13 protein-coding genes are annotated in these 14,844 nt (G+C 73.4%); 6 read left to right on the forward strand and 7 right to left on the reverse strand.

Annotation, left to right across the window (positions count from 1 at the left end; translation table 11 throughout):
- Window positions 1-2: 2 nt before the first annotated feature.
- Both ACWC5C_RS09325 and ACWC5C_RS09330 read right to left on the reverse strand, forming a co-directional pair.
- Window positions 3-740, reverse strand: a complete 738-nt coding sequence (locus ACWC5C_RS09325) for a response regulator (RefSeq protein ID WP_450874848.1) — start codon at window positions 738-740, stop codon at window positions 3-5.
- Window positions 737-1,918 (reverse strand): sensor histidine kinase, encoded by a 1,182-nt coding sequence (locus ACWC5C_RS09330; RefSeq protein ID WP_450875138.1) that lies wholly within the window; start codon window positions 1,916-1,918, stop codon window positions 737-739. Before ACWC5C_RS09330 ends, ACWC5C_RS09325 begins: the two co-directional genes overlap by 4 nt.
- Before the next feature lie 102 nt (window positions 1,919-2,020).
- Here ACWC5C_RS09330 and ACWC5C_RS09335 point away from each other — a divergent pair, with 102 nt between their 5' ends.
- Entirely contained in the window at window positions 2,021-2,317 is a 297-nt protein-coding gene (locus tag ACWC5C_RS09335) for an antibiotic biosynthesis monooxygenase family protein (RefSeq protein ID WP_385439710.1), read from the forward strand.
- Window positions 2,318-2,354: 37 nt separating this feature from the next.
- Here the strand turns inward: ACWC5C_RS09335 and ACWC5C_RS09340 are convergent, their stop codons facing one another.
- Both ACWC5C_RS09340 and ACWC5C_RS09345 read right to left on the reverse strand, forming a co-directional pair.
- The gene (locus tag ACWC5C_RS09340; protein ID WP_450874849.1) at window positions 2,355-4,373 is read right to left on the reverse strand and encodes a 3-hydroxybutyrate oligomer hydrolase family protein; all 2,019 of its coding nucleotides are present in this window, start codon (window positions 4,371-4,373) and stop codon (window positions 2,355-2,357) included.
- Between the two features lie 112 nt (window positions 4,374-4,485).
- Complete coding sequence (locus ACWC5C_RS09345) at window positions 4,486-5,796, reverse strand: CitMHS family transporter (RefSeq protein WP_450874850.1); 1,311 nt, start codon at window positions 5,794-5,796, stop codon at window positions 4,486-4,488.
- Window positions 5,797-5,941: 145 nt separating this feature from the next.
- On the opposite strand from ACWC5C_RS09345, the gene ACWC5C_RS09350 reads away from it, so the two are divergent.
- The 3 genes from ACWC5C_RS09350 to ACWC5C_RS09360 all read left to right on the forward strand — a co-directional run bounded on the left by ACWC5C_RS09350 (window position 5,942) and on the right by ACWC5C_RS09360 (window position 9,095).
- Window positions 5,942-6,886 carry a LysR family transcriptional regulator gene (locus ACWC5C_RS09350; RefSeq protein ID WP_450874851.1) on the forward strand — a complete coding sequence of 315 codons (945 nt, stop codon included), beginning with the start codon at window positions 5,942-5,944 and terminating at the stop codon, window positions 6,884-6,886.
- 90 nt (window positions 6,887-6,976) lie between these two features.
- Window positions 6,977-8,188 carry a CaiB/BaiF CoA transferase family protein gene (locus ACWC5C_RS09355; RefSeq protein ID WP_450874852.1) on the forward strand — a complete coding sequence of 404 codons (1,212 nt, stop codon included), beginning with the start codon at window positions 6,977-6,979 and terminating at the stop codon, window positions 8,186-8,188.
- Entirely contained in the window at window positions 8,178-9,095 is a 918-nt protein-coding gene (locus ACWC5C_RS09360) for an HpcH/HpaI aldolase/citrate lyase family protein (protein ID WP_450874853.1), read from the forward strand. Before ACWC5C_RS09355 ends, ACWC5C_RS09360 begins: the two co-directional genes overlap by 11 nt.
- A 556-nt stretch (window positions 9,096-9,651) precedes the next feature.
- On the opposite strand, the gene sigJ is transcribed toward ACWC5C_RS09360, so the two are convergent.
- Window positions 9,652-10,542, reverse strand: coding sequence for an RNA polymerase sigma factor SigJ (gene sigJ / locus ACWC5C_RS09365; protein ID WP_450874854.1), 891 nt, complete (start codon window positions 10,540-10,542; stop codon window positions 9,652-9,654).
- Window positions 10,543-10,762: 220 nt separating this feature from the next.
- Between sigJ and ACWC5C_RS09370 the strand changes: the two genes are divergently transcribed.
- Window positions 10,763-11,788, forward strand: coding sequence for a cellulase family glycosylhydrolase (locus ACWC5C_RS09370; protein ID WP_450874855.1), 1,026 nt, complete (start codon window positions 10,763-10,765; stop codon window positions 11,786-11,788).
- A 35-nt stretch (window positions 11,789-11,823) separates the two neighbouring features.
- Entirely contained in the window at window positions 11,824-13,629 is a 1,806-nt protein-coding gene (locus ACWC5C_RS09375; protein ID WP_450874856.1) for a glycoside hydrolase family 9 protein, read from the forward strand.
- A 51-nt stretch (window positions 13,630-13,680) separates the two neighbouring features.
- Here ACWC5C_RS09375 and ACWC5C_RS09380 read toward each other — a convergent pair whose 3' ends face one another.
- Entirely contained in the window at window positions 13,681-14,169 is a 489-nt protein-coding gene (locus ACWC5C_RS09380) for a glutathione peroxidase (RefSeq protein WP_450874857.1), read from the reverse strand.
- Between the two features lie 77 nt (window positions 14,170-14,246).
- The gene (locus ACWC5C_RS09385) at window positions 14,247-14,735 is read right to left on the reverse strand and encodes a hypothetical protein (RefSeq protein ID WP_450874858.1); all 489 of its coding nucleotides are present in this window, start codon (window positions 14,733-14,735) and stop codon (window positions 14,247-14,249) included.
- Window positions 14,736-14,844 lie beyond the last annotated feature (109 nt).

The following is a 14,844-nucleotide window of genomic DNA, read 5'->3' on the forward strand; positions in this document are numbered from 1 at the left end:
GGTCAGTCCCTCGCCGACGCGGGGGAGGATCCGGGCCGGGCCGCTCCCCCGGGCGGGGGATCCCCGGCTGTGACCAGGCCCGTCTCATACGCGCAGATCACCGCCTGGATCCGGTCCCGCAGCCCCAGCTTGGCGAGCACATTGCCGACATGCGTCTTGACCGTGTGGTCGCTGACGACCAGCTCCGCCGCGATCTCGGCGTTCGACAGGCCCCGCGCGAGGAGCAGCAGCGTCTCCCGCTCCCGCCCGGTCAACGCGTCCAGGCGGGAATCGGGCCGCCGCGTGCGGGCGGCGGGGCGGGTGTACTGCTCCACCAGACGCCGGGCCACGGACGGCGCGAGCAGCGAGTCGCCCCGCGCCACCACCCGTACGGCGTGCACCAGATCATCCCGGCGTACGTCCTTCAGCAGGAAGCCGCTGGCTCCCGCGTGCAGCGCCTCGTACACGTACTCGTCCGAGTCGAAGGTCGTCAGCATCACCGTCCGGCAGCCGCCGTCCGCGCCGTCCGCGCTGATCTCGCTGATCGCGCTGATCTCGCGGCAGGCCTCGATGCCGTCCATGCCCGGCATCCGGATGTCGAGCAGCGCCACCTCGGGCGTGTGCCGCCGTACGGCCTCGACCGCCTCGGATCCGTCGCCCGCCTCCGCGACCACCTCGATGTCCGGCTGGGCGTCCAGGATCATCGCGAAACCGCCGCGCACCAGCTCCTGGTCGTCGGCCACCACCACCCGGATCGTCACCGCGCCACCTCCGCCGCCTGTGTCGCCTCCGCCGTGGACGGTACGGGGATGCGTACCCGCACCTCGAAGCCCCGGCCGTCCGGGCCCGGCCCGGTGACCGCCGTACCGCCGTGGGCCGCCGCCCGCTCCCGGACCCCGACGAGGCCGTGGCCGCCCCCGGAACCGGGCCGGGGACCGCGCCCGTCGTCCGTCACCCGGATGTCCAACTCCGCCTCCGTGTACGTGAGGTGAACCGAGACGGTGCGGGCGGCCGCGTGCCGCACCGTGTTCGTCAGCGCCTCCTGGACGATACGGAAGACCGTCGCCCCGGTCGCGTCCGTCAGCGGCCGTACGGGCCCGGCCGTTCCGTAGACGACATCGAGGCCGCTGGTCCGCACCCGGTCGAGGAGACCGGGCAGATCGGCCAGGCCCGGTTGCGGGGCGCGCGGGGCGCCGCCCGGCTCGTCGCCCTCGCGCAGCACCCCCAGCATGCGGCGCAGCTGCGCCATGGCGTCCCGGCCCGCCTCGGAGATCGCGTCGAAGGCCGCCTCGGCCCGCTCCGGGGCCGTACGCACCGCCACGGGGCCCGCCTCGGCCTGCACGATCATCAGGCTCACCGCGTGGGAGAGGATGTCGTGCATCTCCCGTGCGATCCGGGCCCGTTCCCGCGCGGCGGCCTGTGCTGCCTCGACCCGGTGGGCGCGCTGCCGGGCGACGGTCAGCCGCCCGAAGCCATAGGCGGCCGCGAACACGAAGAACGAGAAGGTGAGTTCACGTGCCGTCCGGGTGTTGAGCCACACCGACAACGGCACGGCGAACAGCGCCAGGACCCCGGTGATCAGCCGCTTCCCCGGCGGGGACAGGACGGCGATCGTGTAGACGATGACGAGGCCGGTGTACGGCAGCGGCTGCCCGGGCCCGTCCAGCGCCAGCTTGTACAGCGCGCTGGTCGCCAGGATCGCGATCAGGACGGCGAGGGGAGCCCGCCGACGCCAGATCAGGGGGATCACGGTGAGCGTGATCAGCCCGTACGCGGGCCAGGTCGCCGGTCCGGACCCGGCCGGGCGCGGCACTACGAACGGCATCGTGATCGCCGCCTGGACCAGGAGCGCGACCCCGATGTCGACGGCCAGCGGATTGGCCGCCGACAACGCCCGGCCCCGCGCCCACCACTCCCGTAATCGCTCCGGTATGTCCATCACGGCCGCAGATTACCCGTGGAGGGTGCGCGGCGGGGAGGGCGAACGATCTACGCTTCATGGGCGCCACCCGCACCCCGTCGAACGGCAGGAGCCACCACCGTGATCACCGAGATCGCCCAGATCGAGATCCTCCCCGGCCAGGAGGAGGAGTTCGAGCAGGCCGTGGCCGAGGCACGGCCCCTCTTCGTCGCGGCCGACGGCTGCCACGGAATCGACCTGCACCGCAGCGTCGAACACCCCACGCGCTACCGGCTCATCGTCCAGTGGGAGACGCTGGAGCACCACACCGTCACCTTCCGTGGCTCCGAGAGCTTCACCCGGTGGCGAGCCCTGGCCGGACCCCACTTCGCCACTCCGCCGCAGGTCGAGCACGTGTACTCCGTACTCGCTCCGTAACGCCGTCGAGCGGCCGGGCCCGGGATCGCGCCGGGCCCTACGGCACGCGTACGGTGTCCCGCGCCACCCGCACCCGGTCCGCCGAGGCCGGGTGGGCCGCGATCGGCGGGACGTTGGCGGGGGTCAGCTCGGGGGCGTGGCCTGGCTCGCCACCGCGTGGCACCGTCCGCACCACCTGGCTGGGCGGCAGCTGCGCATCCCGGCCCCGCAACCGCTGCCACATCACATCGAGCGCCTGCTGGTAGTAGTACCCGAGCGGGACGTACCGGTTGTCCAGCCCCGGGGTCTGCGCGTCGCTGTGGTGGGCGTGGGTGACCTCGACGTAGCTCACCGTCGAACTTCCTTGCTGGGCACGGGCGTTAAGCCCCAGATACGGCCGCGAGCTGTGGTTCACGGGCACTCGCGTGTCGTCCCGGCCGTGCACGATGAGCGCCGGTTTGCCGTGCAGGTCGCCGCTGCGGCGCGTGGCGTCCAGCCCGGCGGCCAGCCGCGCCGCCCATGTCCGCTCGGCGGGCGGCGCGTCCGCGCGCGGGAAGGCGAGCCGGTACACACAGCGCTCGCCGCGCAGGTTGTAGTCGTGGCGGCCGTCTGCCCCACGGGACTTACTGTCGGCGACGGGCCCGCCGGGCGCGCTCTCGTCGATCAGCACACCCGGGGCGGGCGCCCGTCCGGGGCTGGTGCCGAAGGCGGCGGCCAGCTCGGAGCGGCGGTAGGGCACCGGGGCGCCGGTGTCGTCGGTGCGCGCCCATCCGTAGCCGCACAGCGCGTCGTCCACGGAGGCCCGCGCGTAGCTCATGGCGTACGAGGCCGGGGTCTGCGGATCGTAGTGCGAGAGCTGGAGATAACCGGACTGCGGCTGGAATCCGGCGCGTACGAGGGCCCGCGCGGCGAGCCGTGGCAGCCCGCCCTCCCCCGCGCGCTCCGCGTCGCGGCGCGTGATGAGCCGGGGGTCGTCGCCGACGAGCGCCGCGCACCGGCGGCGGGCGGCGGGGACGTCCAGGGTGGCGTAGCCCGGCGCGGTGGGCTCGGTGAGTGCGGCGCACGGCTGGAGCAGCGAGGCCAGGGAGTTGTACCGGATCAGTGGCAGCCCGGCGGCGGGGACGGCGCGCCCGCTCTGGCGTATCCGGATGCCGTTGAGCGGGGCGAGGTTCATCTGCGGTTCGGAGGCGACGACGGCGTCGATAAGCCCCGTACGGTCGTCCTCGCCCGCGGCGACGGCCGCGCCGCCGCCGTTGGAGACGCCGGTGGCCAGGACCGTGGTGGTGGCGGCGGTGTAGCCGCCGTGGGGCGCGCCACTTCGCCGGTCGCGGTTGAGGAGGGCGAGCGCGAGCCGCACCGAACGGAGCACGTCGCGCCCCCAGGTGGCCTGCGGATCGGTCCGGGAGTGGGCCATCTTGTACGCCACGCGATACGGACGCTCGGCGTCGAAGCGGGCCCGCTCGGCGTCGGTGAGCCCGGGGTCGAAGGCGCTGCGGTCGCCAACTTCCGTACGCGGCCCGGTCGTTCCGTCGTAGCCCATGACCGTGCCGGAACGCAGATCGTCAAAGGCCGGGCCCATGCCCTTGTCGGTGTACGCGACGGCACAGCGGCGGTGCAGACCCCACGCCCCGGCCGTGCCGACCATGCTGTAGACGCCGCCGAGTCCGGTCGCGGGCGCGGCCACCACGCAGGGCCTGGCCCGGTCGAAGGTGTCCGGCACCTGGACGACGAAGCTCACGCTGTCCGCGCCGCGCCCCGCCACCGCTCGGTACTCGGTGCCCGCGATCCGGCCGTCGCCGGGCAGCGGGCGGCCCCGGTCGACGTTGGCCCCGTACAGCCGCCCGAGTCCGCCGCCGGACCCTGCCCTCATTCCGGCGGACGCCCAGATGGCCTGGCGGCGCAGCTCGGCGGCGGTGGGCCGGTCGGGCTCTGCGGGGGCGGGCAGCGGGCCGCGCAGCCCGTCGAAGCCGAGCCCGGCGGTGAGCAGATCGTCGCCGTGGCCGTCGTAGTGGACGGAGGTGAGGTGGTGGAACCCGGGCGGCGGCGGGGTCTCCTGGGCCGCAGCGGCGGCAGGCATGAGAGCCGCGGTCAGCGCAAGGGTCAACAGACTCACGGACGTACGGCGTACGGATGGCATCGCGGGGCTCCTCCTCGGGGCGTGGTGGCGGCACGGACGGAGCACGTACGGGTCACAGCGGCACCGCGCCCGTCGCCATGGCGACCGCGGTCATCACCAGCGTCGTGCCGAACGCCCAGCGGAAGATGAACCGCTGGTGCTCGCCGAGCTGCACCCCGCTCATGCCGAGCAGGATGAACGTCGCGGCGGTGAGCGGGGAGAGCGGGAAACCGGTGGTCATCTGGCCGAGCACGGCGGCGCGGGCGACCTCGGCGGGGTCGGTGCCGAAGGAGTCGGCGGTTCCGGCGAGCACGGGCAGAATGCCGAAGTAGTAGGCGTCGGGGGTGAAGACGAGGCTGAGCGGCATGCTGGTGACGGCGACCAGCGCGGGCAGATGCCCGCCGAGACCGTCGGGGATGACCTCGACGATCGCCTGGGCCATCTTCCCGATCATGCCGGTGCCGGTGAGGATGCCGGTGAACACACCGGCGGCGAAGATCATGGTGGTGACGAGGACGACGCTGTTGCCGTGCCGCTCCAGCAGGGCCTGCTGGTCGTCCCAGCGCGGGTGGTTGACCAGCAGCGCGACGGCGAAGGCGAGCACGAACAGCACCGGCAGCGGCATGACCTCCAGCACCAGTGCGGTCAGCAGGGCCAGGGTGAGCAGCAGGTTGAAGACGGTGAGCGCGGTGCCCGCGCGCTGGGCCACCCGGGGCGTCCCGGGACCGTCGCCGACGGCCGCCACCGGCTCGGGGTCAGGTGTGGCCAGACCACCGAGGCGGGCGCGCTCCCGGCGCCCGATGGCGTACGAGGCGAACAGCACCCAGACGATGCCCGCGGCGAACGCGGGCAGCAGCGGCGTGATGATGTCGGAGGTTTCCAGCTTGAGGGCGGCGGCCGCCCGCGCGGTCGGGCCACCCCACGGGATGAGGTTCATGACGCCCGCGCCGAGGGCGACGACCCCGGCCAGCACCAGGCGGCTCATACCGAGCCGCCGGTAGACGGGCAGCAGGGCGGAGATGGAGATGAGGAAGGTCGAGGAGCCGTCGCCGTCGAGCCCGACGCACATGGTGAGGACGGCGGTGCCGACCGTGACGCGCAGCGGGTCGTTCTTCGCGACGCGCAGGATGGCGCGGATCAGCGGCTCGAAGAGCCCCGCGTCGATCATCAGGCTGAAGTAGAGCACCGCGAAGGCGATCATGATGCCGGTGGGGGCGACCTGGGTCAGCCCGTCGAGCGCCATCGGGCCGAGGTCGTCCCCGTAGCCGCCGATGACCGCGGCGACCACCGGCGTCAGCACGAGGGCGACCAGCACCGAGACCCGTTTGAACATGGTGAGCAGCAGGAAGCCGCCGATCGTGCAGAATCCCAGGGCTGCCAGCATGGGCCGCTCGCTTCCTCGTCCGGTCAGGTGTTGCCGATGAGTGTCGGAGCGGCGAAAGATCCGCGTCCAGCATCGAACACAGATCTATCCATGCGTTCTGCGCAACAGTTCCCCCGGGCGGCGCTCCCGCATACGCTCGCCGACCATGGACGTCACCCTGCGCCAGCTCACGGCGTACACCGCGGTCGCCCGCGCGGTCAGCTTCACCGCGGCCGCCGCCGAACTGCACGTGTCCCAGTCCTCCCTGAGCCGTGCGGTCGCCGACCTGGAACGCACCCTCGGCATGCGGCTGCTGGAACGCGACACCCGCAACGTCGAACTCACCCCGGCCGGGGCGGAGGCGCTGCGGATCGCCGACCAGATCCTCTCCGCACACCGGGCGGGCCTCGCCCAGCTGGGCCGCTACGTGGCGGGCGAGCGCGGCGCCGTGTCGCTGGCCACCCTCCCCTCGGTGGCGGCCGTCCTCCTGCCCCCGGTCATCTCCGCCTTCCGCGAACGGCGCCCCGAGATGACCGTACGGCTCCTGGACGGCCTGGAACGCTCGGTGCTGCAGCGGGTCGTGGACGGCGACGCCGACTTCGCCGTGAGCACGGTCCCCCGCCACCAGGCGAACGGCGGCATACGGCTGCGGCCCCTGGTGCGCGACCGCTTCCACGCGGTGCTCCCCGAACACCATCCGCTCGCCGAGCGGGACGAGGTCACCTGGGAACAGCTCGGCCGGGAGCCGTTCCTCGCGGTCGGTACGGACTCCAGCGTCCGCCGTATGACAGACGCCGCGTTCGCCCGGGCGGGCCGGGACACCGCCCCGGCGGCCGAGGCGTCGAGCGTGGCCACGGTGGGCGGTCTGGTGGCGGCGGGCCTCGGCGTCTCCGCCCTCCCCGCCCTGGTCCACCCCCTGATCCCGCCGGGCCCGCTGATCCGCCGCCCGCTGGTCGGCCCGGTGCTGGAGCGACGGCTGTACGTGGTCCTCCCGGCGCACCGGGCGCTGCCGCCGGGCGCGGGGCGGTTCCTGGAGGAACTGGAGGCGTTCCGGACGGCGGGCCACCGGCTCCCGGAGGGCGTGGCGTGGGAGGAGCCGGACGCGGGCTGAACCGCATCCCGAGGCTCTTGCGATATCCGCATGAATTGATGCTCGTTCAATGCTGGACCCGCATATTCCCCACCCCGCAGCCTGAACCGCATGGACGACCACACCAGTACACGGCAGGGACAGCTCGCGGGGCTCAAGGTGGTGGAGTTCGCCCACGTCGTGGCGGGCCCACTGGCCGGGGGCATGCTCGCCGACCAGGGCGCCGACGTCGTCCACGTCGAGCCGCCGGGCGACGGGGACGCCGCCCGGGCCATGGGGCCCCGCCGGGACGGCGTCCCGCTGTGGTTCAAGGTCGCGGGCCGCAACAAGCGCTCCGTGACGCTCGATCTGCACCATGAGACGGGCCGGGAAGTCGCCCGGGAGCTGGTCGCCTGGGCCGATGTGGTGATCGTGACGCTGCGCGCCGGGCGGCTGCGCGCCTGGGGGCTGGACTGGGAGGCCGTCCACGCGCTCAACCCCCGGGCCGTCCTGCTCCAGATCTCCGGCTTCGGCGCCACCTCCTCCCGTGCGGACGCCCCCGGTTTCGGCAAGATGGGCGAGGCCCGCAGCGGGGTCGTCCACCTCACCGGCTTCCCGGACGGCCCGCCCGTGCACACCGGCTTCTCGCACGGCGACGCCGTCACCGGGCTGATGGGCGCGTTCGCGGTGCTCGCCGCGCTGCACCGCCGAAACACCGACCCGGACTTCGACGGCGAGTGGATCGACCTGGCCCTCTTCGAACCCCTCTACCGCCTGGTCGAGTGGCAGATCATCGCGTACGACCAGCTCGGCACGGCCCCCGAGCGGGCGGGCAACCAGCTCGCGGTGGCGCCCGCCGCCGTCATCAACACCTACCGCAGCGCCGACGACGACTGGCTCACCGTCACCTCCGCCACCACCCGCTCGGTGCGCAACGTGGTCCGGCTCCTCGGCCTGCCCGACGCCGAATTCGCCACCGTGGAGCAGCAGCACGCGGGCCGCGACCGGCTGGACGCCGCGCTGCGGGAGTGGGTGGCCGGGCGCCCGTCGGCCGAGTGCCTGGCGGAGTTCGAGCGCGCCGAGGTGGTGGCCTCGCGTGTCTTCACCGCCGCCGACATCGCCGCCGACCCCGTCTACGCGGAGCGCGAGGACATCATCACCGTCGACGACCCGGACCTCGGTCCGGTCCGGATGCAGGCCGTCATCCCGCACTTCCGCCGCGCCCCCGGCGCGGTGTGGCGCACGGGCCCGGCGCTCGGCGAGGACAACGCCGTGGTCTACGGGGAGTGGCTGGGCATGGACGACAAGCGGCTGGCGAACCTGGAGGACGAGGGTGTCATCTGAGTCTTCTTCACGATCGGCACCGGTCCGGATCCCCCTCCGTTCCCTGCTCTTCGTCCCGGGCAGCAGAACCGACTGGCTGCCCAAGGCGGAGGCGGCGGGCGCCGACGCCGCGATCCTCGACCTGGAGGACGCGGTCCCCGACGACGGCAAGGCGGCGGCGCTCGACGCCGTGACCGATGCCATCGACCGGGCGGCGTCGCGCATGCGGCTGTTCGTCCGTATCAACTCGCTGGACCGCGCGGCGGGCTGGCAGGCCGCCGACGAACTGCGCGCCGTGGCCCGCCCGGGCCTGTACGGGGTCGTGCTGCCCAAGGTGGCCCACACCGACGACGTACGGGCCGCAGACCGGATGCTGGCATGGTGCGAGCGTCACCACGGGCTGCCCGAGGGCCACTTCGCGCTCGTACCCCTGCTGGAGACGGCACGCGGCCTGCGCGAGGCGTACGCCATCGGCCGCGCCGCCGACCGCGTCGCCCACCTGGGCGCCCTCACCGGCCCCGGCGGGGACGTGGAGCGCGCCGTGGGCTACCGCTGGAGCGCGGGCGGCGAGGAGACCCACGACCTGCGCGCCCGCGTCCTGCTCGACGCCCGCGCCGCGGACTGCCCGCACCCGGTGGCCGGGCTGTGGACCGACATCGCGGACCTCGACGGACTGCGCCACTTCGCCGAGCAGAACCGCGCGCTGGGCTACGAGGGAATGGCGGTGATCCACCCCTCCCATGTGCCGGTGGTCAACGAGGTGTTCTCCCCCACCCCCGAAGAACTGGCCCGCTGCGCGCGGCTGATAGCGGCGGTGGAGGAGGCCCAGGCGCGGGGGGCGGGGGCGGTGCGGTTCGAGGGGCGGATGGTGGACGAGGCAATGGCAGCCACGGCCCGCCACACCCTGTCCCAACGCCCCGCCACATAACCCCCGACCACCGCCGGAAGGTGCCCGGCCACCGCCGGAAGGTGCCCGGCCGACGGCCGACCGCACCCCAGCGCGGTGCGCCCATCCGACCAGCCGGGGACCGCCCAGTTACGCGGCTGGGGCCACCGCGGCCGCGCCGGAGACACCCGGCACGGTCAGGTTCCACCCGAGGGCCAGGGACACCCGGCGCCGAAGACCCGCCCTAGGGCCATCCCGAAGTACCGGCCCGCGCGCGGGCGGCCGCCGCCACGACCGCCGCGACCGGCACCGCGATGACGGGGCGCGCCCGCCCGAGAGCAGGACACCGCAACCACCGCAGCCGCCACCGCACCCCACGACGGGCACCAGCGTGGCGTGCCCCCGCCGGGCGGGCGGGAGCACCACCGCTCGCCCCAGGGCACCACAGCGCCACCGGAACCAACCCGGCACCGGAGAACCCGCCCAAGAGCCATCCCGACGTACCGGTCCGCGCGGGCGGCCGCCGCTACCCTCGCCGCGACCGTTACGCGACGTGGCGCGCCCCCGCGACCGTCAGACGGGGGCGCGCCCGGCTCGGTCAGTCCAGGGCCGTCAGGTCTAGCTGGGCCAGGCGGGTCGGGTCGGCGAGGATGTCGATCGCGGCGATCCTTCCGTCCGTGACCGTGAAGCCCAGCACCGACGCGGGCCTGCCCGCGCGGGTGCCGACCACGCCGACGGCGCCGTTGACCAGCACCGGCCGGGGGACGGCGTCCTCGCCGCCGGAGCGGGCGAAGGTGAGCGCCTGGTTGGCCACGCTCTCCGCGCCGCGCAGCTCGCGGTACCCGAGCGGGGTGGCGGCGCCCTCGTCGGCGCGCAGCACGACGTCCGGGGCGAGGAGGGCGATGAGCCCGTCGAAGTCACCCTCGCGCGCCGCCGCGAGGAACGCGTCGACCACCGCGCGCTGCCGGGCCAGGTCCGGGTCGGGGAGGGGCGCCGCGCCCCGGACCCGGCGGCGGGCTCGGCTGGCCAGCTGGCGGGCCGCGGCCGGGGGGCGGTCGACGATAGGCGCGATCTCGTCGAACGGCACGCCGAACAGATCGTGCAGGACGAACGCCAGCCGCTCGGCCGGACCCAGCGCGTCGAGGACGACCAGCAGGGCGAGCCCGACCGAGTCGGCGAGCAGCGCCTGGTCCTCCGGGTCGACCCCGTTCGTACCGCTGAGGACCGGGTCCGGCACCCGCGCCCCGAGGGGTTCTTCCCGCCGCGCCGTGCGCGAGCGCAGCATGTCGAGGCATACGCGGCCGACGACCGTCGTCAGCCATCCGCCCAGGTTCGCCACCTCGCTGGTGTCGGAGCGGCTGAGCCGCAGCCAGGCCTCCTGCACGGCGTCGTCGGCCTCGCTGAGCGAGCCGAGCATGCGGTAGGCCACCGCGCGCAGATGGCCGCGGTGTGCCTCGAAGTTCTCCGCCAGGAACGCGTTTCCGCCCATCGGGCCTCTCTCCTCGTCGTCTGTTCTCAGAACACTGACGTACGGGCCGAGGGAGATGTGACATGACGGGCCGGTACGCCGTTCGGCCCCGCAGCCCTTGACGCGCCGCGGCCCCCTCACTACATAACTTGGGAGCGCTCCCAAGCCGTTCGCAGTCCAGACATCGTTGTCATGGCCCGGGCAAAACACCCGGCCGACCGCTCCCCACCAGGAGTCGCCCATGCGTACGACCGCCACCACCGCCACCACCCCCCGCCGCGTCGTGGCCATCGTGTTCGCCGCCGTCGCCGCCCTGCTGCTGTCGCTCCCCAGCCTCGCGCCACCCGCCCGCGCCGCCGCGGCGGGGTTACACGTCGCGGGCGGCAAGCTGGTCGAGGGCAACGGCACCCCGTTCGTGATGCGCGGCGTCAACCACGCCCACACCTGGTACGCCACCCGGACCACCCAGGCGCTCGCCGACATCAAGGCGCTGGGCGCCAACACCGTGCGGGTGGTGCTGTCCACCGGGGACCGGTGGGCCAAGAACGACACCGCCGACGTGGCGAACGCCATCGCGCAGTGCAAGCGCAACCGGCTCATCTGCGTACTCGAAGCCCATGACACCACCGGCTACGGCGAGCAGGGCGGCGCCGTCTCGCTCGCCCGCGCCGCCGACTACTGGGTCAGCGTGCGGGCCGCCCTCACCGGCCAGGAGAGCTACGTCGTCGTCAACCTCGGCAACGAGCCGTACGGCAACACCAACGCCACCGCGTGGACCGCCGACACCACCGCCGCCATCCGGAAGCTCCGCAGCGCCGGAATCCATCACGCCCTGATGGCCGACGCCCCCAACTGGGGCCAGGACTGGAGCTTCACCATGCGCGACAACGCGGCCGCGGTGCTGGCCGCCGACCCGGACCGCAACACCGTCTTCTCGGTCCACATGTACGGAGTCTTCGACACCGCCGCCGAGGTCAAGGACTACCTCACCCGCTTCGTCAACGCCAAACTCCCGCTCGTCGTAGGCGAGTTCGGCGACAACCACTCCGACGGCAACCCCGACGAGGCCGCCATCATGGCGAACGCCCAGACACTCGGCGTCGGCTACCTGGGCTGGTCCTGGAGCGGCAACAGCGGCGGTGTCGAATACCTCGACATGGCCACCGGCTTCAACGCCGCGGCGCTCACCAGCTGGGGGCAGCGGATCTTCAAGGGTGCGAACGGCATCGGCTCGACATCCAGAGAAGCCACGGTCTACCGCGCCTAGCCCATACCCCCCACACACCGGAAAGGCCCCCAGCCATGCCCACCCCTCCCCGCAAGGCCCGCACCGCCACCGCCCTGCTGGCCGGAGCGCTACTGCTCCTCGCCACACCCACCACACAGGCCGCCCCCGTGGCCGCCGTGGCCGCGCCCTCGGCCGTCCACGTCAACCAGCTCGGCTATCTGCCGGACGGCCCCAAACGCGCCACCGTCGTCACCCCCAGCACCACCGCCCTGCCCTGGCAACTGCGCGACGCCTCCGGCAGGACGGCCGCCTCCGGCACCACCACCGCAGTCGGCGCCGACGCCGCCTCCGGCGACTCCACCCACCTGGTGGACTTCTCCTCGTACCAGGGAACCGGCACCGGCTACACCCTCACCGTGGACGGACGGACCAGCCATCCGTTCGACATCCGCGCGGCGCTGTACGACGGGCTGCGCGCGGACGCCATGTCGTTCTTCTACCAGCAGCGCAGCGGCACCCCCATCGAGGCGCGGCTCGCCGGTGCGGCGTACGCGCGCCCGGCCGGACACCTCGGTGTCGCGCCCAACACGGGCGACACCAGTGTGCCGTGCCAGCCTGGCGTGTGCGACTACGCGCGCGATGTCCGCGGCGGCTGGTACGACGCCGGCGACCACGGCAAATACGTCGTCAACGGGGGCATCGCGACCTGGCAGCTGGTCAACTCCTTCGAGCGCGCGAAGCGGGCCGGACACGCCGCCGAACTCGGCGACTCCACCCTGCGCGTACCCGAGCGGGGCAACCAGGTGCCCGATGTCCTCGACGAGGCGCGCTGGGAGCTGGAGTTCCTGATGCGGATGCAGATCCCGGACGGGAAACCACGCGCGGGCATGGCCTTCCACAAGATCCATGACGCGGCCTGGACCGGTCTGCCGACCCGCCCCGAACAGGACTCGCAGCCGCGCGAACTCCACCCGCCGTCCACCGCCGCCACCCTTAACCTCGCCGCCGCGGCGGCACAGTGCGCCCGGGTCTACGCCCCCTACGACGCGGCATTCGCCGCCCGCTGCCTCGCCTCCGCCCGCCGCGCCTGGGCCGCCGCCACCGCCCACCCCGACCTGCTCGCACCGGACTCCGACAGCACGGGCGGCGGCGCGTACGGGGACACCCGGGTCGGCGACGAGTTCTACTGGGCGGCCACCGAGCTGTACGCCACCACCAAGGAGAGCCGGTACCGGGACGCGGTGACCTCCTCGCCCTTCCACACCTCGGACGACGTCTTCACGGCGGGCGGTTTCGCCTGGCCCGACACCGCCGCCCTCGGCCGGATCACGCTGGCCACCGTCCCGAACGCCCTGCCCGCCACCGACCTCGCCCGGGTCCGCGCCTCGGTGGTGTCCGCCGCCGACCGCTACCTGGCCGCCATGGGCCGCCAGGGCTACGCGGTCCCGCTGCCCACCGACGGCTACGTCTGGGGCTCCAACGGCCAGGTGGCCAACAACGCGAGCGTCATCGCCATCGCCTACGAACTCACCCAGCAGCGGCGCTACCGCACCGGGGCGCTGGAGGCGCTGGACTATCTGCTCGGCCGCAACGCCCTCGGCCAGTCCTACGTCACCGGCTACGGCGACCGCGCCGCGCTCAACCAGCACCACCGCTTCTGGGCCCACCAGTACGACGCGTCCCTCCCGAACCCGCCCTCCGGCTCCTTCGCGGGCGGCCCGAACGCGGCACTGCAGGACCCGGTGGCACAGGAGAAGCTGGCGGGGTGCAAGCCCGCGAGGTGCTACATCGACGACATCGGCTCGTACTCCACCAACGAGGTGGCCATCAACTGGAACGCACCGCTGGCATGGCTGGTGGCATTCGCCGCCGAACGCTGAGGCGAAGGGGCGAAGGCCGCCAAGGCGTCCCTCGCCCCACCCCCTCTCCCCTCAGCGGGGCAGCTGGGCCTCGATCGCCCCGACGACCTCCGCCGCCTCCGGCTCGGTCCGCGGCCGGAACCGCCCGACGACCTCGCCCTGCGGCGAGACCAGGAACTTCTCGAAGTTCCACTGCACATCCCCGGCCTCCCCCGCCGCGTCCGCGGCCCGGGTCAGCTCGGCGTAGAGCGGATGCCGCTGCTCACCGTTGACGTCGGACTTCTCCAGCAGCGGGAAGGACACCCCGTACGTGGCCGAGCAGAACGTCCCGATCTCCTCGGCCGTCCCCGGCTCCTGCCCCGCGAACTGGTTGCACGGCACCCCCAGCACCGTGAACCCCCGCCCGGCATACCGCTGCTGCAACCGCTCCAGCCCCTCGTACTGCGGCGTCAGCCCACACTTGGACGCCACGTTGACCACCAGCACCGCGGCACCCTGATGCACACCGAGCGTGGTCGGCTCGCCGGACAGAGTGCGCAGAGGAATGTCGTACAGACTCATAGCGGATCCCACCTTCGTCGTTCGCGGATGCGGCCAATCTATGCCCTGCGGGCGCGCACCCGCCGGAGGAGGTGGCGCTAGGAGGTCGCCTGCGTCGTCGGTGAGCTGCTGAGCGAACACGGATGCCGATGCCCCCGTACGGCGGCCAGGGCGACACCGAGGACCACAACGAGGAGCCCCGCCGCCGCCACGCCGGACTGCACCTGGGACCAGGGCGAGCCGGTGAGGACGTCCCGGTGGAGCCGTCCGCCGTCGAGCGCGCCCGCGTCCAGCAGTGCGGCGGCCATGATGCCGCCGAAGGCGGCGGCCAGGGCGGGCACCACGGCCCACAAGGTGGTTCCCACCCGGAGCCACGAGGCCACCAGCGCGAGGGTCAGCAGCGCCGCGATGAGGCTCGGCAGCGTCACGGGCATTCCGTCCAGGTGCATCGTCGTGTCCACCCAGGCGGCACCGCCGCACAACCCGATGACGACCACCAGAGTCGCGACGGCACGCCACACCGTCCCCATGACAGCGCGCGGTGCGAGGGCTTCAGCGGTCGTCTCGGCGGGAGGGTGTACAGCCATACCGGCCATCATGTCGCGCCACCGCGCGGGAGTCTCGGCGGGGTGCCGAAGTCACTGGATGAACAGGTTCATTACGACTTGACCTTCATTCACACACAACCTCTTCACT

This window comes from Streptomyces sp. NPDC001700, from assembly GCF_053596435.1.